The sequence below is a fragment of the Streptomyces rubradiris genome (assembly GCF_016860525.1).
Taxonomy (GTDB): Bacteria; Actinomycetota; Actinomycetes; order Streptomycetales; family Streptomycetaceae; genus Streptomyces; species Streptomyces rubradiris.
Genome location: NZ_BNEA01000015.1, coordinates 1086593 through 1107096 on the forward strand (window position 1 = coordinate 1086593; position 20504 = coordinate 1107096).

The following is a 20504-nucleotide window of genomic DNA, read 5'->3' on the forward strand; positions in this document are numbered from 1 at the left end:
ACGGGAAGAAGAGAGGGGGCCGGAGCCATAGACACGCGAGAGCCGTGAAAGGTCAGCGACCGCGCGCGTGCTCAGTCACGAACGTGTAGCCGTACGGCAGTTCCCAGCCGTCCGCCTTGCCGAGCCTGCGGCAGTGTTCCCGGAAGGCCGCGCGCTGAAGGTCACTGGGCAGGAACCCTGGTCGCAGGCGGCGCAGGTGACCAGCGACGAACTGAGCGCCGCGCAGTCCCTCACCGCCCGGTTCGTCACCGCCCCACGGACGTATCACCCGCGGCCTGACCGGGCGGTAGCCGATGAGGGGAATGGTCCGCTGCCCGTCACGCGGTGGGAAGTGCGGCTGCCCCCAGGCGTCCCGGCTGCCGAGAGCCGGCTCCAAAAGACGTTCCGCGAGCAGTTCCGCGACGGCCGAGTCCAGGGCGGCGGCCTGCGACCGGGCGGGTCGGCGCCCATAGACCGCGCTCGGCAGGGCCGACCGGTCCATCAGGGCATGACCGTCCAGGGTGAGCAGACCGCAGCGGCGCACGGTGCGCATTACCAGTTGCCGGGGCCCCAGCCCGATCGCGCTGTCACCGTGGCGGCTGCTGCCCGGCACGTCCTCCCTGGTGAGCACACGACGGTCGTAGCAGTGCCCCGTCTCACGGTCACCGGCCTGCACGCGTTCGTTCAGCTGCGTCGTAGCGAGGCGGATCACTGTGTCGCCCCGGAGGCGGCGTAGCTCCAGCATCAGGCCAGGGAAGAAGTCGCCGGGCCAGACGACTCCCGTTAACCGACCCGAGTCCTCCTTGAGTTTGGCCGCGACGTTCTGCGCCGCCACCTTCTCGTCCAACGTCTCACCAGCATGGTCGAGTTCGAGGCGAAGCGGGGGGTGCGCGCCGTGGGACTGACAAAGCTCCTCCGCGACGAACGGGTGTAGGGGAAACCAGCCGCCGATGAGATGGGCCAGCCGCAGGGGAGCCCGCCAGACGATCTCCTGCGCGTCGCTTCGCAGGAGTTCTCCGAGGCCGAGGGCGTCGTCGTCGGCGAGGGGCGCATCTACCGGTTCCAGCTCCACTTCCGTTTCTGGCTCCGGCAGTGCGTGCAGTGTGGAGTTCCAGCCGCACCCGGCCGGGACCAGAGGGTCTCCGGGTGCCTCTGCGTCACCAGGATGATGGGATCGCCACACCCCTCCGCCCTCGAAGGCATCGTCAAGCGAGATCCGGGAGCCGTTGCCGAACAAGCCACGGTCGCTATCCCCTTGGACCACGTCGGCGAGCGCCACGTTCGCCCGACACACCGCAGCGGCATACCCCGCTCCCCTGAGCTGCTCCGCCGCCCCGGGAAAACCCCGAAGCCGTGGTCCGACCGCTGTGTACACAGTGCTCGGAGCGTTGAGGCCGCGTCGTCGCCTCGCCGGGGTGGCCGCGCGCTCGACCGCGGCCACGAGAGACCTGAGGTCGTCGCCGCCCAGCGGTCCGGTGTCCCGCCAGCAGTCCGCGAGGGAAGAACGAGTCATTGCGTAGTGACCCCAAGTGCGCAACGCGGCACTGGCGTTGAGAACACCCCGCACCGTGTCGAGGAGACCGAGCAGCCCCGCCCGCAGATCGTCGTCGTGCGTGCCGCCCACCAGGGAAGCAAGGGAAACAGGGACGAAGGGGCTGAGAAGCTGCTCCCGAGCCGTCGTCAGGAGATGGTCCGCGTACGCCGTCAGATCGTCGCGCCGGGCTGCTTGGGAGGACGGGTAGCACACGTCGACGACGACATGCCCGTCCTCATTGATCCATCGCCCACGCGTGCGTAAGCGATGAAGCTGGGCCGGTGACAGGCTCAGTGCCGGGCCGAAGGCGTGGAGGTCCGGGACCAGCAGCTCCCTGCGCCGCGGTTCGGCGTCTACACCCGGCCTGCCCGAGCCCTCGGCACCCGCGGGCGCCCCCGAAACCCAAGCCGGCACGTCACCGAGTGCGCTCACCTCAGGGTGCGCGCCCTCCCGGTAGACGATTTCGGCGTAGAGCGGGTCCGACCCGGTGGCGACACACACCATGGCACCGACCGGGAGCACGGGAGCGCACTCACCGAAGGTGATGACGGGAAAGTCGTCGAGGCACAGCGGGCTCCCGCCGTAGCCGTCGCCGCCGAGCTCGTACCCGAAGTACACGGCGTTGAAGGCGACCGTGGTGTGCACCGGCGCCGGACGGGCCGCGACAACCGCTTCAAGATAGCTCTGCAGCCGACTGCGTTCCCGGCCGGGGACGGCGTCGTAGCCCTCCGCCATGGCAGAGGTCAGGAGAGCCTGGTCACCGTACGGATCCAGCACCCCCGTCCACTCGCGTTCTCCGACCCCTATTGCTGACACACACGGCTCCCCACCCATGACACCTCCGCCGCACTACAGGTCGCCCCGGCCCGCTTGCGGTGATTCCCGCAGAGTATGCCCATCCTTGGGTTTCCTGTGGCGCTTTCATCACTTTGCGATGGCCCACGACGCTCAAATCCGCCCATTGCTTTCACGCACGCCGTAGAACCGGAGCGTTAACGCCACGAACACGGCCCGGCCGGAGAGGTACACCAGCGCCACCACCTGCCGCGACAGGGAAGCTCCTACCAGCAGGAGCGGGCCAGCCGGCCACGCAGTAGGCCGATCCCATGGCGGCATGACAAGCTCCAGGCGGATCCTTGCGCCCACCCCTGGCCGTACGACAGTGATGGCCGCTGGACGCCGCCCGACGAAGCGCTCACGGAACCCTCTTGAGTGCGCGAACGCCTCCGCCCTGTCCTTGAGGGGACAGGGCGGAGGCGTGTTTACGCGGCGATGACGAGCGGGGAGTCCAGGCGCTGCCACGCGCCGAGGACGGCCTTGTGGGCGTCGGGCTGGAGGTGGGCGTAGCGCTGGGTGGTCTGGAAGCTCTCGTGGCCGAGGAGGTGCTGGACCTCGTAGAGCGAGACTCCCTTCTGCACCAGCCATGAGGCACAGGTGTGGCGCATGGAGTGCGGCGGATAGTGCGGGACGGGCTGCTGTTCGCCGTCGCTGTCGAAGTAGCAGGCGGCGTCGACGGCCGGCCACCAGGTCTGCCGGCGCCAGTTGCCGTCGTCCAGGCGGCGGCCGGCCCGGCCCTTGGTGATGGTGGTGAAGACCAGCGCGTCACGGTCGAGCCGGTGGATGTGGCGTTCGAGCGCCTCCAGGACGTGAGGCGGGAGCGGGACCTCGCGTCGGCTCTTGGAGCTCTTGGGGTACTCCTTGATGCCGCTCTTGGTGTTGACCTCCACCACGAACAGGCGCGAACGGCGCCGGTCGATGCGGTGGCAGTGCAGCCCGGAGAGTTCACCCCAGCCGAGCCCGGTGTAGAAGCCGAGCAGGCACATCGTCTTCCACGCGGTGGGGAGTTCATCCAGGATGCTCTGCGCCTGGTCGAGCGTGAACCACTGCGGCGGCTTCACGGCTATCGGGGGCAGGTCGATGCTGCGGCACGGACTCACCGCGATGACGTCGTCGTCGACGGCCGCCCGCATGATCGAGACGTCAGGTTGTAGGCCCGTTTGATGGCCGCGGGGCCCGTGCCCTTCTCGATCAGGGACCGGATCCAGCTCTGGACGTCCATGCGGGTGATGGCCCGCATCTCCCAATCCGCCCAGTAGGGCAGAACGTGGTTCTTGATGCTGGAGGCGTCTCCCCGTAGGGTGTGGGGCTCGACCACACGGGCGTTCCACCACCGGTCGTGCCACTCGCGGAAGGCCATTTCACCGGCCCGCGGATCACGCATGGTGCCGCGGGCGAACTGGGTCTCCATCTCGATACCCCAGGCACGGGCCTGGGCTTTGAGCGGGAAGCTCTCGCTGAACCGGTCTCCGCTGCGGTTGCGTACGGTCGCCTGCCACTTGCCTGACGTCAACTTGCGCAGGTACGCGGTACTACTCCTTTGTTCGGGGATGGGGGACAGGCTGACAGCACGAGGTCAGCGACGGTTGCGCGGGGAAATGGCCGACCTGCTGGCGATGAACTCCTCCAGCCCGCCGACAGGCACACGGACACGGGAGCGGCCGTTCCGGTACGCAGGTCGACAACCGGCAGTTCCCCGGCGGCGATGAAGCGGTAGACGGTACGCCGGTCGACGTCCAGAGCGGCGGCTACGGCAGGAACGGACAGCAAACGGGCAGGCATCGATGAGTCCTCGCGGGAGCTGACGAGGGAAAAGGGGCAGCCGGCGTTCCGGCCCAGCCGGGCAACGAGACGGACCAGGACGAAGGTCATTGCCGTCAGAGCAACCGCCGCTCCAGAGGCGTGGTGTGTGGGGCCCCGCCTTCGCGCGCCGGCCGGGGACCGGGGCGGGAAATTACCGGTTGAGCGAGTCGGGCAGAGCCGTGAGCTTCGCCAGGTGCTCCCAGTCGAGTTCGACGTCCTCTACCCGGAAGCGATGCGGGTAGCGCTGAGCGAACCAGCTAGCGCTCAGGCCAGCCCATTCAGCGACAACCCAGACAGGCACACCCGCCTTGAGCCACAGATCCAGGCAGGACTCGCGGAGAATCGCTACCCTCTCCCCCACTCCCGCTTCACGCTCCTCGCCGCTCAGCACCGCCCCGCACGCCTGCTTCCACGCCTTCCGGTACACCGAAGACGCAAGCGGCCCACCGCGCTCGCCGGGGAACAGCAGATCACCCGGCTTCAAGCCGGCCTGGTCGATCCACTGCCGCAGCACACCCACGATCTCCGGGGTGAGAGGAACGCTGCGGCTCTCACCGGCGCGGACCCGGACCTCACCGAACCCCTTCTCCGGGAGCGTCACATCGTGCACCCGGAGCCGGGTGGCCTCACCAGGCAGCAGGGCCGCACCCGCCATGGAAGCGAGGAAGGGAAAGACCGCCCCCGGTATCCCGGCATTCTCCTGCGCCCACCGCAGCAGGGCACCGATGCGCCGCTCGGAAAGCAAGGTCGATTCGTCTATTGCGAGCTGTGACAAAACTGCATGACTCCTTACACGAGATATCGGGACGCACTGCGTCCCCTGGTTATTCAATGGTCCGAAGAAACGCCGGTTTGGCCAACCGGCGATCGTCGGGTATGTTGCGCCCAGTCCGGCGCTCGGCGCACCCCGCTGATACGCCTAGGACATGAGATAGGTCACCGGGATTTCCCAGGACCGCTCTAGGTTTACTTGCTTCGCCGCCGTATTCCAGTCCCTACCGGCGGCAAATGTGTCTGCCATCGGCGAATCAACGTCCTCAGCCATGACGAGTCGGCCAGAGGAGCCGTCTGCCACCACCCCGCCAGCAGGGGCAGCGGCAGAGCGCAGCACACGGATAGGACCGGCAACTCTCGGAATCGCTGGTGTACGCCAGAACAGAGCAGGCGCCTTCTAAGCGCTTGGCCGCAGGTTCGAGTCCTGCCGGGGGCGCCACTGACACTCTGCGAAGAGGGCGCCGTTTTCGCAGGTCAGAGGGGCTTTCCCCTGCCCTTTCGGTCACTAGCACGTCACCGGTCTGGAGCCCCGCGAGTCCGGTTGGCACCGGCTGGAACCACGTCTCTACGGGTGTCCGTCCCCCATGCGTCCCCCAGTCCTCCCCCCGCCGCCGGCCCTCTAGCAACTACGACGAAAGCGGTTGGGAGGGCCACTTTCGTGGCCCTCCCAACCGCTTTACGCCGCACTCGGCAGGTATCGGATGCCTTCGATCCGCTTGAGGTAGTCGGCCAGCTGGCCGACGATGCAGCGAGCGTAGATCGCCAGCAGGACCGGCACGCTGTTACCTGCCCACTCGGCGACCTGGGCGGGCGGGATGCCTTCGTTCAGCCAGCCGGTAAGGCAGGTGTGACGGCAGTCATACACCCGCTTCCCCGCAGGAGACTCGTATTCGTGGGGCGGCAGGACGGCCTTGCGCGCCTTGTCCCACACGCGGCGGAAGACGGAGCCGGCAAGCATGCCTCCACGTTCACCCGGAAAGAGCAGGTCGGTCGGGTCCAGCTTGTGCTTCGCGATGACCTCCCGCAGCAGGGCCACGAGATCGGGGTGAATGGGCACTGTCCGCGTGTCGCCTTCGGCCCTCCCCTTCAGGTCACGCTCCTCGTGAACCTCACCCGTATCCGTCCACTGGCTGCCCACCTCAGGCTGAGCCTCGTGGACGATGAACTCACCCCAGCCCACCTCGGGGAGGGTTGCGTCGCTGACCCGGAGGGCGACAGCCTCCTCCGGGCGAAGGCCGGCGTAGCAGAGCGTGGCGAAGAACGCCTGGTAGAGCAGACCTCGGCGAGGCCGCTTACCTATCCATTCGAGGAGCGCTGCGACCTGCTGCGGGTTGAGCAAGGAGCGCTTGTCGATAGCCTGGGCAACCTTTGGGCCTGCACCCTCGGTTTTGCCCTTCGGCAAGGGGTTCGACCGCAGGATGCCGTGCTTGATCGCATAGCCGATGACCAAGTTCATGATCCGGCGGTTCCGGGACACTGAGCTGGCCTTCGCGGCGGTGCCATCCAGAAGAGTCCCGAGGGCGGAGACGGCAGCGTCCACCTTCTCGGGATCTTCCCACGCGGACATCGGGAGCGTGTTCCTCTGGACCCAGTCCAGGATCACTCGGACATCGTCCGGCATGGGTCGGCCGGGGTCCGTCCGACGCTTGTGGTTGAAGGCCCACTCCCGGAGGGCAGTGCGGACCTTCACCGGTTCGAACTGCTTCGGCGGCGTCCGCAGTAGCGCAACCGTGACTGCTGTGAGCGCCTTGGCGACGTTCTTCCGGTGGTTTGCCGACGTGCGCGCCCATGTCCGGTCGACGTACTCAACCGCGAAGTCGTACCAGTTGGTCTCCGCCGCCTTGCTGGAGTACGACACCGGCAACCCGGTAACGGGGCTGAACGGCTCTCCGCGCTTGACCGCTGTCAGCAGCTCAGAACGCCGAGCATCCGCGAGGGCCTTAGTGCCGTAGGTTTTGCTGTGCTTCTTGCTGGCTACCTTCCATACGACCTTGTATGTGTAGCCGTTTGCCCGCTTACGCGGCTCGATGCCGTAGACACGGACGTCAAAGGTTCCCTCTATCAGGGGTGGTCCTCACAATCGGTAAGCCAATTTTCCAAATCTCCCCGACGCACGCGCAGCGCGCCATTAGGGAGACGAATACAGCGAGGGGCTCGCCCCTTTTGCCGCCACTCGTAGAAGGTCGAACGCGCGATTTGCAGCTCGGCGCAAACCTCGTCCACCGTCAGCTTCTGCGCTAGCCTGCCAGCTACCGACACAGGGCGGCCTCACCCTTCAGGCAGGGCATGGCATCACCATGTCGTTTACGGAACCTGATCAGCCCGCGGTCGACAAGGGCAGGGCAGATCACCGGTGGGTACATGGATCGGATGTTCCTTGCTCGGAGACGAGGAGAGACGGGACAGAAGCGACAGCCTCGGCATCGCGCGCAACACGCGAAGCGGTTCCTCCTCTGCGGAGACGCTGTCAAGCAGGGCCCTTAGCGACTCTCCTTCGCTCACGCGGGCCCCTGCATCCGCTACGGCTCCACCGCCAAGAGCAGCCGAAGACGAACACCATCAATGATGATGATGATCGCCGGTTTGGCTAACCGGCGATCATCGTCTATGTTGCGCTCGCCGCCCAGCTAGGTGACCCGTCTCGCTACCCGCGGAGCCGGTGGAAGGCCCCGCCGACGGTCCAGGCAGCACCCAGTGGAGGATGCGATGAACGCTGTGACCTCCCACTGCCACTGACACCTCGGCGTGCGAGCCAAACGGGAACCACGACACCGTGACGGAATGGAAAGTCCGTACGTTGAGATCGGGAACTCCTCCGTCACTACCCGGCGCTACGGTCTCCTGCTGCTTTCTTCCGGCGTGTTATACGTTGACATAGCACTGGGCAGGTGTCCAGTCTTTTGCACGCCTTACTCGTCTGCCGTGAGCGAATGCCGACCATGTGGAGACTTCAGCGCTCCTGGGCAATTCTGTACAGCCTGGCGAACAGTCTTGCCGCATCCAAAAGGCATTTGAAGGTTCGGTCTCGAATCCGGAGATCCGACCGTGGTCAAGGACGACGATACGGTCCACACTGCGGGCGTTTTTTCCAGGTTATGGGTCACGAAGATGGCGGCTTCGCCGACGGCGTGTTCCCGAAAGCGGTCCAGCACTCATGAGCGTGAGATGGCGGTACGGAAGGCGTCGGAGGCGAAGCCCGAGGAAGCGCTGGTGCGGGTCGTCGTCCGTTCCGCCCGCCTCGACGGGGCCTGGACGGTGTGGCCCGCCACGGTGGCCGAAGCGGACGACCTGCTCGGCTCCGTTCCCCTGGCAGCTGACGCCGTGACCGCCGCGTTCGCCCGCAACGCCGAGATCGAGGCGGCCGACCCCCACCACACCCCGGCCCACCTGAACGCCGACCGCATCGCCTCTCATCCCACCCAGCGCTGGGGGCTCCCCGAGGGATGCGACCGGGCCGTGCTCGACGCGGCGGCCCGGGACCGGGCATTCCGCGACTTCGCCGGCGCCGTCGAAGTGGCCCGAGCGTTCTACCTCTCCGCCCGCGCCATGGACACGGACCCGTCGGCGACCTTCGTCCCCTCCAGCGCGAGGCAGAGCCCTCGGACCTGAGCAATGGCCAGTGGGACGATGGCGGCGGCCGTGATGATCAGGGCGCCCGTCGCCAGGGTCGTGCGGAGCCCGACCAGGTGAGAGGCGGGGCCGGCCAGGAGATAACCGAAGGGCACGGGCAGGAGCTGCCCGAGCGTCGAGTAGGACAGGGTCCGGCCCAGCCGGTCCGCCGGAATCCTCTCCTGCACCAGCGAGGCCCACACGGTCATGCTGACCGCCAGCCCCGTGCCCGCCATCGCCGTGGCGACCACGAGCACGAGCAGCGGCACGGTCGTGGCCATCGCTGCCAGCGGCACCGCCATGGAGCCGGTGCCCGCGCAGACGACGATTCCGGCCTGGCGCGGCTTCCAGATCATCCCGGCAGCGAGACGCCACCGGGAAGGTCGTCCCGACTCTAGAGCGACCCGAAGATCGTGTTCCGCAGACGCACCAACAGCCACCCGGCAGAGCCGTCGCGCCGGTGCGCGAACCGGAACCACTGCTACCGCCTACCGCTGTCTCATCCATTACCGCAGCCGTGCCGCGCCTGGAGCAGACGGCCACCAAGAGAACTTGCCTTACTTGGTAGAGGCTCCGGTCGACATTCCCGCCCCGACCGGCGGCGGTCCGCTGAACACTCGGCTGGCCACCGCCCGCGCACTGTGCGACGAAGGCGCGCACGGACGTCTGCTCGCCGTCATGCCCGGCATTATCGGTGACGGCACGCCGCTGCCCGCGTCACGGACGCCGGCGTCGGCCGCTACCGAGGGGACCGACAGAGGGCTGGACACATGTGCGACGGAACCTGAATATGATGAATCCCGCGGGAGATAATGCACACGCCGACACGGGCGACGCCATTGTCTTGGCATGAGGAAGCTCACGGCATTCACATCACCCGTCGCCGTAGCGGCGCTCTTTCTCAGCGGTGCCGCCTTCCCCGTGCACGCGGGCCCCTACTGGAACAAGCGCATCAAGTGTGAGGCGACCGACCCGGATGGCCGCCGGATTCCCACCCGTCTGGGCAACGGCGTGCTGGGCTGGAACCATTTCTCCGGTAAGCACAACATCAAGAAGTGCGCGCTCGTCAACATTCCTCTCCGGGACAAGGTTGACAAGGTGGACGGGCACAACCTCCAGTACTGGGGATGGGCCTCGGACCGGGCTCACGGTCGCGTCAAGATCATCGTCAAGGCCCGCTACGCTCGCCTGACGGACGACGGGCGCTACGACGCCGGAGAAAGGCAGGTGATCGGCGTGATCACCGCGTACTGCAAGGGCATGCGGAAGTGCCCGAACTGGGTGAATGGGTAACCCGGTGGACGAAGTCGAGCGTGAGATCGCGGACCGCCAGGTCGAGGTGGCCTCCCTCCTGTCGGACCACGTCTACGCCCCGCTCCTGGAGGACCAGCACGTACGCGGAGTCCTGCCCGCCCCGTCGCAGGCGCCGGCCGTCCGGGGAGTGCTGGGTGACCGGGGTGAGACCAGGCCGGAACGGCTGACTGCCTACGAGATCCCACTCCGGGACGGCGAGGATCTGCGTACGCCGCACGACGTCGTCGCACTGCTCCGGGCCGCGCACACCGGCACCCACATCTACCCGCGCAGCCGGGTCACCTCGGTCATGGGGATGGACCTCTACCTGGTCGACCCGGCCGATGTGACGGAGGCCCCGTTCACCACGGACGACTGGGCCGCCACACTCCTGCGCTGCCTGGCCCGTCCGACTGATCCGGCCGAGGACCGGCACGGGGCGCGACTACGCGGCTTCCTGTTCCGCGAGGAGGGTCTGCTGCGCCTGTACATGGACAGCGACGAGGTTCCCGGAGTGATCGCCGCCGACGTACGCCCGGGTGGTGCGCTGACCGCTGTGCTGGCGGCTCTGCCGTCCCTGCTCGATGAGGAGTACCGAATCTCGAAGGACGCGATCGATCCCCACTGTCGGTACGTGGTGGACGTCACCGACTGGTGACTGCACCGCACTTGGCCTGGATGTCGCGGACGTAGTCCTCGATGACGGAGGTCCGCACGTTGCGGTTGTGGGTGTTCCGGCGAAGGAGCCGGGAGGCCATCACGGGCTGAAGGATGATGACGCGGGCGCTAGGCGCGCCGTCGTTCGCCAGCAGGGTGTCCAGCTGCTTGAGCGTCGTCGGGCTGGCGTGCTGCGGCAGGTCCAGGCGACGTGCCGGTGGACGCGCTCTCGGGCTTGTCTGGGATTCGGTAGACGATCAGGTGCTCTTTTTCCCTGCCTCGCGCATCCGTCTTAGCGTCGAACCCCTTCTCGGCGAGGTAGCGGGTCAGCCGGCGCAGGCCCTCGCGGAGCTGGCGCACGTCTTCTGCCGTCATGGGGTCTGCGAGGCTCGGCGACGCCGTTTGGCCGGCCCCAGCGCGTAGTGGACCCGGACACACAGGTCGGCGCCCTCGATCCACTCGTCTTTTCGCATGGCCTCGATCCAGCAGAAGTCGGGTCCGTTCTTCCAGGCGTCAGCCCCCGGTTCGTGCGCGAAGCCGCCTTCCAACAGCAGGGGTGCGATCTCCGCGGGCCCCCATGTGGTGTTCTCCGGCTTGGCCTCCCAAGACGGGCGAGACGGGTGTTCGGCCGGCTTCGAGCACTCGGGACACAGGTCGCGGTCCCCGCCCACCTTTGCCGACACCCAACCGGCCGACTTCAATTTCTTCTCGGCGGCTTCAGCCGAGCGCACGGTGATTTCAACAACTCGTGCGCACTCGCGGCAGGTCACCTTGGCAGTCAGTTCCATAAAGTCCTCATCGAACAACATGCGGGCGGCGCTCCACAGCCTGGGACGCTGCGCCCAGGACACTGTGGCGGCTGGCACCGTCGAGGTCAAACACCGTGCCCCGCAAGGGATTTGCACTTCGTGCAAGCCGTCTCGACGGCGCTCTCCGGCACCCGTACCGTGGGGGCCCCGGTCGTGCGGCGTGGGAGGGGACCTGTGCCCGGTGACCCATGGAACACCCCCAAGGCGCGCGAGTTAGCCGAGCGGCGGCGCCCCGGCGCACTCATCCGTCTCGGCCGTGAACACCGCGCCTGGACACTTGCCGACCTCGGTGAACGACTCGGCTGTTCGCCGGCCACGGTGTCCCGGCTGGAGCGCAGCACCCGGGTCGTCGACCTGACCCTGGTACACCGCGCCGCACTCGAAGTCGACGTCCCACGACACATCTTGATGCACTCCTTGGCGCCAGCCGCCCCGGCGGCACCGGAGGCCACTAGAGTGACGGCCAGCCCGCACGCCGAGGAGGACCCCATGCGCCGCCGAACGCTGCTCGCCGCCACGGCGGCCGGACCGGCCGCCCTGCTGATGGGCCTGGACGAGGCCCTGGCCGACACCCCCGCCCCGACCGGCGGCGGACCGCTGGACGCCCGGCTGGCCACCGCCCGCGAGCTGTACGACAAGGGCGCGCACGGTCGTCTGCTCGCCGTCCTGCCCGGCCTGATCGGCGACGGGCACGCCGCCGCCTCGTCTCGCCGAGAACTCGACCAGGCCCGGCTCTCCTCCGTCTACAGCCTGGCCGCCGCGGTACTGGTCAAGGTCGGCTCCTACGAGCAGGCACGGCTCACCGCGGACCGAGCCCGCACCTGGGCCGAAGTATCCGGCTCCCCCCTCGCATCCGCGGCAGCCGTCCGGGAACTGGCGATCGTGCTGCGCCACCAGGACCGCAACGAAGAAGCCCAGCGCCTCATGACGGCAGCGGCTGCACGAGTAGAAGCCACGGGTCTACGCACCGAAGCCTCGACGTCGGCGTACGCACAGATGCTCTGCACCCTGGCCTACACCGCCGCCCGCGGCGGGCGTCGCACCGAGGCCCTGGCGATGACCGAGGAAGCACGCCGCGCCGCCCGCCGGCTACCGGCGAGCGCTCCAGCCGGCCGCCTGTTCCCCATCGCTCCGGCCGCCGTCGACCTGTACGCCGTCGGCGTGCACTGGGCACTCGGCGACGCCGGCGCCGCCCTGGAAGCCGGCAAGGACCTGCGGCCCGCCCAGTTCACGACAGCCGAGCGGAAGGCGCGCCTGGGCACCGACATGGCACGGGCCTGGTGGGCATGGCAGCGCCCCGCCCAGACGGCCCAGGCCCTGCTGTCCGCATACCGCGCCAGCCCCGGGGAAGTCCGGGACCGGCCCACCATCCGCAGCATCGTCACCGAGCTGGCAGAACGGCACCCGCGCACTGCCGGGGTTCGGGAACTGCACACCGCCGTCTTCTCGCCGTCGCGCTGATACGACTGGCCGCTCGGGGACAGCGGGTAGGACACGTGTGTGCGAAGCAGCTCCTTGCAAAGTCTTCCTGCGGCTGATCAGGCAGGGGTACGCTCCACTAACCCATAGGTACGGCTGTACGAGAGTGGCCCGTCTCCCCCCGTTGAGGGCGGGGGGAGACGGGCCACTCTGCGTATCGGTTGCTCGATTACGCGCTGAAGTGTCCGTTGTTCACGCTGGCGATGAACTGAGCCCAGGAGTCAGCCGGGACCACGAAGGCTGCACCATGCGGGATCTTGGAGTCGCGGACTGCCATCGAGCCGTTGGGCATCCGACCACCTTCCACGCAAGCACCCCCCTGGTCGTTGCTGTAGCTCGATCGGAACCAGTTGACCTGGAGGTCGTCGGCCCTGGTGTGCATTACATCTCCTTGCTTACGTGGTGGATCATGCTCAGGGACTTCTGGTAGCCCGGAGCAAGTGCTTGAAGGTCGCTGAATGCCGCCTCGTACTTCTTCACGTCGTCATCGCGACGGGAGACACCGGCGCCCACGAGGTTTTCGAGGTAGACCATCGGTTTCAGGTTCGGCACGCCGAACTTGAGCACGATGAACGGGCCGTTCATGCCAGGGTGAGCACCGATGTCGAACGGCACGACCTGGACCTTGATGTTGGGCACGGAGCTGGCGAGGTCGACGATGTGCTCAAGCTGCTTCTTCATCACCTCGCGGCTGCCGACCACACGCCGCAGGACCGCTTCGTTGATGATCGCTATGAAGCCGAGCGGGTCAACCTCACGATGGAGAACCTCTTGACGGGTCATGCGAACGGCGACGAGGCGATCAATCTGCTCAGCGGGAAGGCCGGTGTGCGCCCGCGTATGGATGGCGCGGACGTAGGGCTCGGTCTGGAGCAGGCCAGGGATGTACTCGCTCTCGTAGTTCTCCAACTTCTCGGCTGTCGCCTCCAAGTCGAGGTACGCCTTGAAACCGGGCTGGATGACGTCGCGAACCTCAGGTGACTGCCACCAGTCCTTCTTCGTCTTGGTGACGGTCGCATACCCGACGAGGACTCGCTGCTTCTCTGGTGCCGCTCCGTAGATCTGGCACAGAGCGATGACGTCCGCCGGTTCCACAACGCCGTTGTCCGCTGTCTCCAGCCGCGTCAGCTTCGACGCCGCCCAGGAGAGTAGACGACATACCTCCGCACCCGTCATCTTCTTCTGGTTGCGCAGCTGTCGAAGCTCGCTACCGAGTTGCAGCCGACACAAGGCAGGCGTTGCTGCTTCGAAGGCCGGCGTCGCCGACTCAGCGGTCTCGATCATCCCCGCACCCTCCCGAGTATCGCTCCACAGTCTGACGGTGAACGTTCGAGGAGCGCAACGCAGGTTCCACGACGTCGCGCAACGTTCGAGCGATTCGAGCAACTTCCCACCCTCGAAAGAAAGTTCGTCAAGCAACTCGTCTCGCAGAATTCTGTCTACAGGGTTCCACCGTAGACGTTCTACTGGCATGCTGTCTGCGGGTTGAGTGCACTGTGCCACCTCGCCGCCACTCAGCGTGCCCATCCTTCGCGTTGCGCACCCACCACGTGACGCATCGTGTTCGAACCCACGAACCTCACGAAGCCGAGGCCAGCAATGCGCCAGAGCATCACCAGCAGGAACCAGACCCGGATGGACAGGGTCCGCGAGTACGAAGCGCCGTTACATGCCTTCCGCGCCGCTGTCGAAGCCGATCCGTTCGTGCCTGCCGCGGCTGCGCGGCGCGAGCACCTTGAACGAGTTGTCGCGCGGGTTCGCGCCAGAGGCCGGGAGCCGAGGGTGTGCCTGTACGCGCTCTCCTTCCGCGGGCACGAACCGCGGCACTCTCTCGACGCGTTGGCGGACTACGCCCGGTGCCAGTCCTGGCAGGTGGGCGCGGAGCAGTCCTACACGGACCATGACGGCGCGGTCGCGCCCGACTTGCGGCCGGGCTGGGGCCTTGTGCGGCAGCAGATCCGAGCCGGGTACGCGGACGGGGTCGTGGTGGTCACCGCTTCCGTCATCAGCACCCAGCTCGGCGAGTACCGGCGGGAGATCGACTGGTTCGGCCAGCACTGCGGGTTCGTTGCCCTGGTGGTCCCCGAGGCCCACAGGGGGCGGGCATGAAGGTCCAGGCACCCGACACCGGGTCCGCTCCCGTGAGTTCGGCCACCGCCGACGAAGCGTCGGCTGAAACGCCGGGGCCGCAGATGCCGTACGCCTTTGAGGTGGTCATCGCCCCGGACCCGTTCCGCGTCGCCCAGATCCGGCGTATCACCAGGGCCACCCTGCGGTACCGAGCCCTGCCCACCCCACTGGTGCAGGACGTTGTGCTGGTCGTCTCGGAGTTGGTCACGAACGCGATCGAGCACGGACACGGGACGGTCCGCCTGCGGGTCCGCCACACCGGGGGCTCCCTCCTGGTGGAGGTCATCGACAACAACCCGGCCCCCGCCCGGCTGCGCACCCCGACCGCCGTCGCTGAGCGCGGCCGGGGGCTGGTCCTCGTATCGGTCGTGGCGCAGGCGTGGGGTGTCAGCCGTGACGGCAAGACGACGTGGTGCCGCTTCCGCGTCCCCGCGGGGAGGCCGTGATGGTCGCCGTAGACCAGAGCACCGCCGCCGTCCTGCTGAGTCAGCCGGCCGCCTCGGAAGTGGGGACGATACAGCAGTACCTGTCCTCCCTCCGCCGATCGCTCGTCGCCGAAGGGATCAGCGACGACCTGTATGACGCGTTGGACAAAGCGCTGGGCGAAGACCCAGATGCCGCACCCGGCGCCCCTCGCCGCGTGTGGGCCGTGCTGCGCCGCCGCTCAGGCAGGGCTCCCTCCTTGACCGTGGACGAGGCCACGCGGATCTGCGACAGGTTCCGCAGAGCGACCACCCAACTCGTACAGGTCGTGCCGTACCGCGTGTCGTGGACACCGACGGAGAAGCTGCACCTGCTGCGGGTCTTACGCGGTCAACAGCCGGACCTGGGGAACCCCGTCGAGTACCTGCCCTATTTACGGCGGTACGCCCTCGCCATCCTCGACGTGCTCGACGCCATGGGGGATGACACATGACGCGCCGTTGCCCTGCCAGCCGGAACACCAGGCACCTGCACAGAGGAGTTGAACAGTGACCACCACGGCCGCCACGATGATCAGCCTCTCGCCCCGGGAGCGGCAGGTGCTCGAACGGCTGGCCACCGGCGACACGGTGGCCATGGTGGGGCAGGACCTCCGCCTCAGCGAGGGCACCGTCGTCAGCTACCTGCGGAACGCGAAGGACAAGCTCTACGGCGTCAGCGAGACCGAGGCCGCGGTCGCCATCGGCCTTGCCTTGGAAGTCATCGCCCGGCCCCCGCTCGAAGACCCAGAGCAATTGTTCATGCCGCGGGAGCAACGAGACCTCGTGCCGTATATCGCCCGCGGCATGACCGCCGAACAGATGGCCGCACAACTGCGCCGGCCGGTCACCGATGTCCGCGCGGACAGCCGCGATCTCCTCAGCACCCTCAACGCCCGCAACCGACCCCACCTGATCACCCGCTCATGGCAGTTCCGCCTCCTCACCGCGGAGCAGGTGATCAAGTGGTACCGGTGACCTCCCCCGCTTTCGACGAGGAGCAGATCCTCGCGGCCACCGGCTTGGTACTCGACTGGGACCTCGACGGTTCCAGCCTCCCGCCAGTCGATGAAGCGCTGGGCCTGGTCGAACAGTTCACCACCTTCGGCCGGGACCTCGCCGGTGACCTCCGTGATCTGTGCCTGGGCCTTCCCGACGATTCGCGAGTCGGGCAGGCCGCGCACGTCACCCTCGGCGAAGCGTCCGGCCGACTGTACCTTCCGCCTCCGGCCGGCACCCCCCGGGCAGCCGCCCACCGGGCGCAGAACCTCGCCCGCCTCTTCGAAGCGTTGCTCCGCGCGGTCGAAGCCGTCAGCAACGAACGGGACCGCACCGGCCGACACCAACACTCCGCTGCGAAAGGCATCCGATGAAGATCCCCACCCCTGCCGCCGTCCTCATTGCCTCTGCCGTCGGAGCCGTCGGCATCTGGCGGCTGGAGCAGCACAGCCAGCGGCGGAACGCGCTGCACGCCGCGCAGATGCACCAGGAGCTGATCGCCGAGGTGGCGGCGAACCCGGAGATCCAGGAGGTCTGGATGCCGCCGGGCGGCGAACGCAGCGAGTACACGCTGCTCCTGCACGTCAACCGGCTGGTCAGCTTCCTGTCCGTGAAGTTCCGCGTGGGCCTGCTCAACGAGGAGTCGCTGGGGGTCCAGGCGAAAGCGGCCATGGAGCGCGAGGCCGTCCGCAGGTACTGGGAGACGTACGGCGGCTTCCGGGAGGAAGAGGCGATGGACTCCACGGACGCCAGGTTCAACGAGATCATGTCCGCCGCGTATGACAAGGCCGTCCGCCCGTCCCGGCGCCCACAGGCGGAGGCCGCTGCATGACGACAACGGCCGAGATGCTGAGGAACGTCCCGTACGTCACCTCTCGCGAGGGTGAGGAACCGGACCCGTGGTCCCGCCTGACCGTCGGCCTGGGCCCGGACCTCTCGATGGGGCTCGCCTACCAGGACGAGACGGCAGACGACCGCGGTCCGCGCGGTGAGCTGTGGGAACGCTTCCGGCAGTCACTCGACACCTTCGGCCAGCCGACCGGCCGGCCGAAGTGGCGCCTGGTGCACCCCGTCCGGCAGCGGAAGGCGATGAGGTTCCTGCGGTGCCAAGTCCGGGCCTGCCCAGCCAAGTTGTCCTCCGGCGGTTACCTCTTCCTGGAGACAGCCGACGAAAAACCGCGTGAGCCTGGTCAACCGGTGAGGACCGGCCAGCCGCCGGTGTGCCTCGAACACGCACACCTCGCGGTCTCGCTGTGCCCCCGGCTCAGCAAGGGCCACGTCGCCTTCCTCGCCCGCAAAGCCCCCCTGTGGGGGGTCATCGGCACCCGGTACCGGTTCGGCTCGCTCGGGCTTACGCCTCTGCCTGCGGAGGAGCAACTGCCCATGCCCTACGGTCACCCCCAGCTCGGCTGGTTCCTGGCCTCTCAGCTCGTGCGCGAGCTGACGGAGTACGACGTCGTCAGTCTCGACGACCTCAAACCCGTCGCGCGCCGGTAACGGCGAACGGCACAGACCGGGGCTTCCTCTCGGCTTCGTGCACCACCGCGCCGGTGCGCAGTGGGCCACGAAGTCCCCACGCGGGGGAGGAAGCGGCGCCCGGCCAGCGCCCCGGCCGCACTCCGTGGGGAAGATCAGCGGCCGGCCCACAGCCGCCCGCCCGCCGACCGGTGCATGACGGTCCCGGTCGGCGGGCGGGTGCACCACCCGGTACAAGACCTGGAACACGGCTCGGTACCGGATGACGCGTGGGGAGGGACAGCACCTCCTCCCTGTCCCTCCCTCCGCACCCCCTCCCCCCTCAACCCGCTCTGCACGTCCTGCCCTCTCCTCCTCGGGAACGACACATGACCAGCACCACGCCCTCCTCCGGCACAAGCCCCCTGTCCCCCGCCGTTGTCACAGACAGGCAGGTCATGCAACGCGACCAGTCGCTGTTGAGCGGCCGGCGCGGCGCCCTCGTCCTCCAGCGCCCTCGCGCGTGAGATCGGCGGCCACCACCATGGCGACGTTGACGCACCACGACGTGCTGTACGCGGCCCAGCGGTTACGCGATGCCGTCGTGCGCACCCCGCTCCTGACCTCCTCGGCGATCGACCACCTCGTGCACCGCAGGGTCTTTTTGAAGGCGGAGACCCATCAGCTGACCGGGTCGTTCAAGTTCCGCGGCGCCTACAACGCGCTGGCCCTGGGCAGAACAGAGCGCGAAGCAGGGGTCGTGGGAGCTTCCGCCGGCAACCACGGTCAGGCCCTCGCCCTGGCCGCCCGCATGCTGGACACCTCGGCCACGGTCCTCCTCCCCACCGATGTGCCCACCGCGAAGCACGAAGCCATCCGGGCGCTCGGCGCGCGGATCGCTACCTATGACCGGTTCAGCGACCACCGCGACGCGATCGTCCACCAGATCGCGCACCGCCACAAGCTGACCGTCGTGCCGTCGGCGAACGACCCGAAGGTCATCGCCGGCGCGGGCACCGTCGCCTTGGAGATGGTGCAGGACCTGCCCGACTTGGCGGCGATCCTGGTCCCCGTGGGCGGTGGTGGCCTGGCCGCCGGCACCGCGCTCATCGCCTCCGCGCACAACCCGCGGCTGAGGGTGTTCGGGGTCGAGCCCGTCGGCGCGGACGACACCCACCGGTCACTGCGGGCCGGGAGGATCACGTCGATAACGCCTCCGGCGACGATCGCGGACTCCCTGCGCCACACCGAGCCGGCGAAGATCGCCTTCGCCATCAACCAGAGGTTCCTCGCTGACGTCATCACGGTCTCGGAGACCGACATCGCCGACGCGATGGCCCTTCTGTGGCAGCACTGCCACCTCGTCGCCGAGCCGTCCGGTGCGGTAGCCCTCGCCGGACTGATACGTGCCGCACGCCGTCTCCCCGAAGGCCGCATCGGCGTGATCATCTCCGGCGGAAACGTCGACTGGGACCTGTACCGCAAGGCGCTCGACGTCTCCCTGGAACGGCCAAGACGCGCCACCCGGCAGCCCGCGGTGCGCCGCTCCCCCGCGCAGGCGGCCAGCCGGCCAGCCAGCAGCGCGCTGGTGGGCCTGTCCGGCTCCGGCCGCACCAGCGGCTGAGCTGTCGCGCCACGTGACCGACAAGTCGCCAATGAGGAGGAACCCCGTGGCATCCGACGATGATGAGTACGGCGAGCCCGTCGTGAGGCTCGTCATCTACAACCTGAAAGAGGACGGCGGCAAGGACAGGCCGGGCGGGTTCTTCCCCCAGGACTGGGAGGAGGCCCACCAGTTCCTCGCCGGCCTCAAGCCCGACGTGCTGCTGAGGCAGGAGGCCACCTACAGCCACCTGCGAGAAAACGCGCGTCTGAAAGCGGCAGGGGAAATTCTGGGCATGCGGGGCTACCTGGCGCGCAACGGCGCGGGGAGGCACCCGACCGCCCTCTTCGTCCGGCCGGCCACCTTCCCGGTCAGCGAGCGCGTCGATTACGACGCACGGTTCTGGCGGACCCCGCCGACGATCGTCTCCGCGCGCTTCGCTGACGTCCCCGAGACCGAGGTGCTGCTGATGTCGTGGCACGCCGCGTACAACAGCCCCTCAGGCCGCCAGAGGGAGGCCGACGAGGTCACCGCGTTCGTGGACCGGATGGCCAGACGTGGCGGAGGATTCATCGGCGGCGGGGACTGCAATGAGTACCCCGTCCCCGAGGGTGAGGTCCTGGTCCCCGAGGGTGAGGTCCAGCCGCCCGTCGACTGGTCGACGGTCACGGACACACGTCACCTCCACCACCGCACGACCCTAGCGCCCGACGGGTCCCGGGTCAGCTGCACCTATTGGGACCGGGCGCTGGAGACCGTGGGGCTGCGCGACGCCGCACGCTACGCCGCGCATGAACTCGAGCAGACCGGCGCCCTCGCGGCGACGGCGGGGCACGACCGGCCCGACCAGGGTGGACCGATCCGGATCGACCGGCCCTACTCCGACGCGTACCTGACGCGGGCTGTGCTGCGTGTCCGCACACATCGGACCCCATGGAGCGACCACGACGCCGTCGAGACCGTGTACTCCCGCCGCCTCTTCACACAGGCGCTGCGGCGGGAGGTCGATCCCGTGCCGTCGCCGCAGTGGGCCGCCTTCCCACCATCGTGACCGCGCTCGGCAGGCCCAGCGTTTCGAACGC

Annotated in this window: 23 protein-coding genes; 13 read left to right on the forward strand and 10 right to left on the reverse strand. The window is 68.1% G+C overall.

What is annotated here, in order from left to right:
- Positions 1–52 precede the first annotated feature (52 nt).
- The 6 genes from Srubr_RS17985 to Srubr_RS18005 form a co-directional block, all read right to left on the reverse strand.
- Entirely contained in the window at positions 53–2290 is a 2238-nt protein-coding gene (locus Srubr_RS17985) for a hypothetical protein (RefSeq protein WP_229926409.1), read from the reverse strand.
- A gap of 485 nt (positions 2291–2775) precedes the next feature.
- Positions 2776–3483, reverse strand: coding sequence for a tyrosine-type recombinase/integrase (locus Srubr_RS17990; RefSeq protein ID WP_229926410.1), 708 nt, complete (start codon positions 3481–3483; stop codon positions 2776–2778).
- Complete coding sequence (locus tag Srubr_RS40815; protein WP_229926411.1) at positions 3447–3863, reverse strand: tyrosine-type recombinase/integrase; 417 nt, start codon at positions 3861–3863, stop codon at positions 3447–3449. The genes Srubr_RS17990 and Srubr_RS40815 overlap by 37 nt, the downstream gene beginning before the upstream one ends.
- 441 nt (positions 3864–4304) lie before the next feature.
- Complete coding sequence (locus tag Srubr_RS17995) at positions 4305–4928, reverse strand: tyrosine-type recombinase/integrase (RefSeq protein WP_189989682.1); 624 nt, start codon at positions 4926–4928, stop codon at positions 4305–4307.
- A gap of 675 nt (positions 4929–5603) precedes the next feature.
- Positions 5604–6785 carry a tyrosine-type recombinase/integrase gene (locus tag Srubr_RS18000; protein WP_229926412.1) on the reverse strand — a complete coding sequence of 394 codons (1182 nt, stop codon included), beginning with the start codon at positions 6783–6785 and terminating at the stop codon, positions 5604–5606.
- A 203-nt stretch (positions 6786–6988) separates the two neighbouring features.
- Positions 6989–7186 carry a helix-turn-helix transcriptional regulator gene (locus Srubr_RS18005; RefSeq protein WP_189989684.1) on the reverse strand — a complete coding sequence of 66 codons (198 nt, stop codon included), beginning with the start codon at positions 7184–7186 and terminating at the stop codon, positions 6989–6991.
- Between the two features lie 906 nt (positions 7187–8092).
- Here Srubr_RS18005 and Srubr_RS18010 point away from each other — a divergent pair.
- On the forward strand, positions 8093–8536 hold the full coding sequence (locus Srubr_RS18010) for a hypothetical protein (protein WP_189989686.1): 444 nt from the start codon (positions 8093–8095) through the stop codon (positions 8534–8536).
- On the opposite strand, the gene Srubr_RS18015 is transcribed toward Srubr_RS18010, so the two are convergent.
- Positions 8455–8892: an MFS transporter gene (locus tag Srubr_RS18015; RefSeq protein ID WP_189989688.1), complete on the reverse strand. Its 438-nt coding sequence runs from the start codon at positions 8890–8892 to the stop codon at positions 8455–8457. The genes Srubr_RS18010 and Srubr_RS18015 overlap by 82 nt on opposite strands.
- A gap of 493 nt (positions 8893–9385) precedes the next feature.
- Between Srubr_RS18015 and Srubr_RS18020 the strand changes: the two genes are divergently transcribed.
- Together Srubr_RS18020 and Srubr_RS40820 are read left to right on the forward strand one after the other, a co-directional pair.
- Entirely contained in the window at positions 9386–9829 is a 444-nt protein-coding gene (locus Srubr_RS18020) for a hypothetical protein (RefSeq protein ID WP_229926413.1), read from the forward strand.
- 4 nt (positions 9830–9833) lie between these two features.
- Positions 9834–10487 carry a hypothetical protein gene (locus Srubr_RS40820; protein ID WP_229926414.1) on the forward strand — a complete coding sequence of 218 codons (654 nt, stop codon included), beginning with the start codon at positions 9834–9836 and terminating at the stop codon, positions 10485–10487.
- Positions 10488–10857: 370 nt separating this feature from the next.
- On the opposite strand, the gene Srubr_RS18030 is transcribed toward Srubr_RS40820, so the two are convergent.
- Positions 10858–11295 (reverse strand): hypothetical protein, encoded by a 438-nt coding sequence (locus tag Srubr_RS18030; RefSeq protein WP_189989690.1) that lies wholly within the window; start codon positions 11293–11295, stop codon positions 10858–10860.
- A 174-nt stretch (positions 11296–11469) separates the two neighbouring features.
- On the opposite strand from Srubr_RS18030, the gene Srubr_RS18035 reads away from it, so the two are divergent.
- Positions 11470–12756 carry a helix-turn-helix domain-containing protein gene (locus Srubr_RS18035; RefSeq protein ID WP_189989692.1) on the forward strand — a complete coding sequence of 429 codons (1287 nt, stop codon included), beginning with the start codon at positions 11470–11472 and terminating at the stop codon, positions 12754–12756.
- Positions 12757–12943: 187 nt separating this feature from the next.
- Here the strand turns inward: Srubr_RS18035 and Srubr_RS18040 are convergent, their stop codons facing one another.
- Entirely contained in the window at positions 12944–13156 is a 213-nt protein-coding gene (locus tag Srubr_RS18040; protein ID WP_189989694.1) for a DUF397 domain-containing protein, read from the reverse strand.
- On the reverse strand, positions 13156–14058 hold the full coding sequence (locus Srubr_RS18045; protein WP_189989696.1) for a helix-turn-helix domain-containing protein: 903 nt from the start codon (positions 14056–14058) through the stop codon (positions 13156–13158). The genes Srubr_RS18040 and Srubr_RS18045 overlap by 1 nt, the downstream gene beginning before the upstream one ends.
- A gap of 498 nt (positions 14059–14556) precedes the next feature.
- Here Srubr_RS18045 and Srubr_RS40825 point away from each other — a divergent pair, with 498 nt between their 5' ends.
- From Srubr_RS40825 to Srubr_RS18090, 9 genes are all read left to right on the forward strand, one after another.
- Positions 14557–14883: a hypothetical protein gene (locus Srubr_RS40825; RefSeq protein ID WP_229926415.1), complete on the forward strand. Its 327-nt coding sequence runs from the start codon at positions 14557–14559 to the stop codon at positions 14881–14883.
- Positions 14884–14966: 83 nt separating this feature from the next.
- Positions 14967–15350 (forward strand): ATP-binding protein, encoded by a 384-nt coding sequence (locus Srubr_RS18055; RefSeq protein ID WP_229926416.1) that lies wholly within the window; start codon positions 14967–14969, stop codon positions 15348–15350.
- Positions 15350–15820, forward strand: a complete 471-nt coding sequence (locus Srubr_RS18060) for a hypothetical protein (RefSeq protein ID WP_189989702.1) — start codon at positions 15350–15352, stop codon at positions 15818–15820. Before Srubr_RS18055 ends, Srubr_RS18060 begins: the two co-directional genes overlap by 1 nt.
- A gap of 55 nt (positions 15821–15875) precedes the next feature.
- Positions 15876–16343: a LuxR C-terminal-related transcriptional regulator gene (locus Srubr_RS18065; protein ID WP_229926417.1), complete on the forward strand. Its 468-nt coding sequence runs from the start codon at positions 15876–15878 to the stop codon at positions 16341–16343.
- The gene (locus tag Srubr_RS18070) at positions 16331–16738 is read left to right on the forward strand and encodes a DUF6415 family natural product biosynthesis protein (RefSeq protein WP_230426662.1); all 408 of its coding nucleotides are present in this window, start codon (positions 16331–16333) and stop codon (positions 16736–16738) included. The genes Srubr_RS18065 and Srubr_RS18070 overlap by 13 nt, the downstream gene beginning before the upstream one ends.
- Complete coding sequence (locus Srubr_RS18075; RefSeq protein WP_189989706.1) at positions 16735–17196, forward strand: DUF6082 family protein; 462 nt, start codon at positions 16735–16737, stop codon at positions 17194–17196. The genes Srubr_RS18070 and Srubr_RS18075 overlap by 4 nt, the downstream gene beginning before the upstream one ends.
- Complete coding sequence (locus Srubr_RS18080) at positions 17193–17861, forward strand: hypothetical protein (RefSeq protein ID WP_189989708.1); 669 nt, start codon at positions 17193–17195, stop codon at positions 17859–17861. The genes Srubr_RS18075 and Srubr_RS18080 overlap by 4 nt, the downstream gene beginning before the upstream one ends.
- Before the next feature lie 511 nt (positions 17862–18372).
- On the forward strand, positions 18373–19443 hold the full coding sequence (locus Srubr_RS18085; protein WP_189989710.1) for a threonine ammonia-lyase: 1071 nt from the start codon (positions 18373–18375) through the stop codon (positions 19441–19443).
- Positions 19444–19489: 46 nt separating this feature from the next.
- Positions 19490–20473 (forward strand): endonuclease/exonuclease/phosphatase family protein, encoded by a 984-nt coding sequence (locus tag Srubr_RS18090; RefSeq protein ID WP_230426663.1) that lies wholly within the window; start codon positions 19490–19492, stop codon positions 20471–20473.
- The last annotated feature ends 31 nt before the right edge of the window (positions 20474–20504 follow it).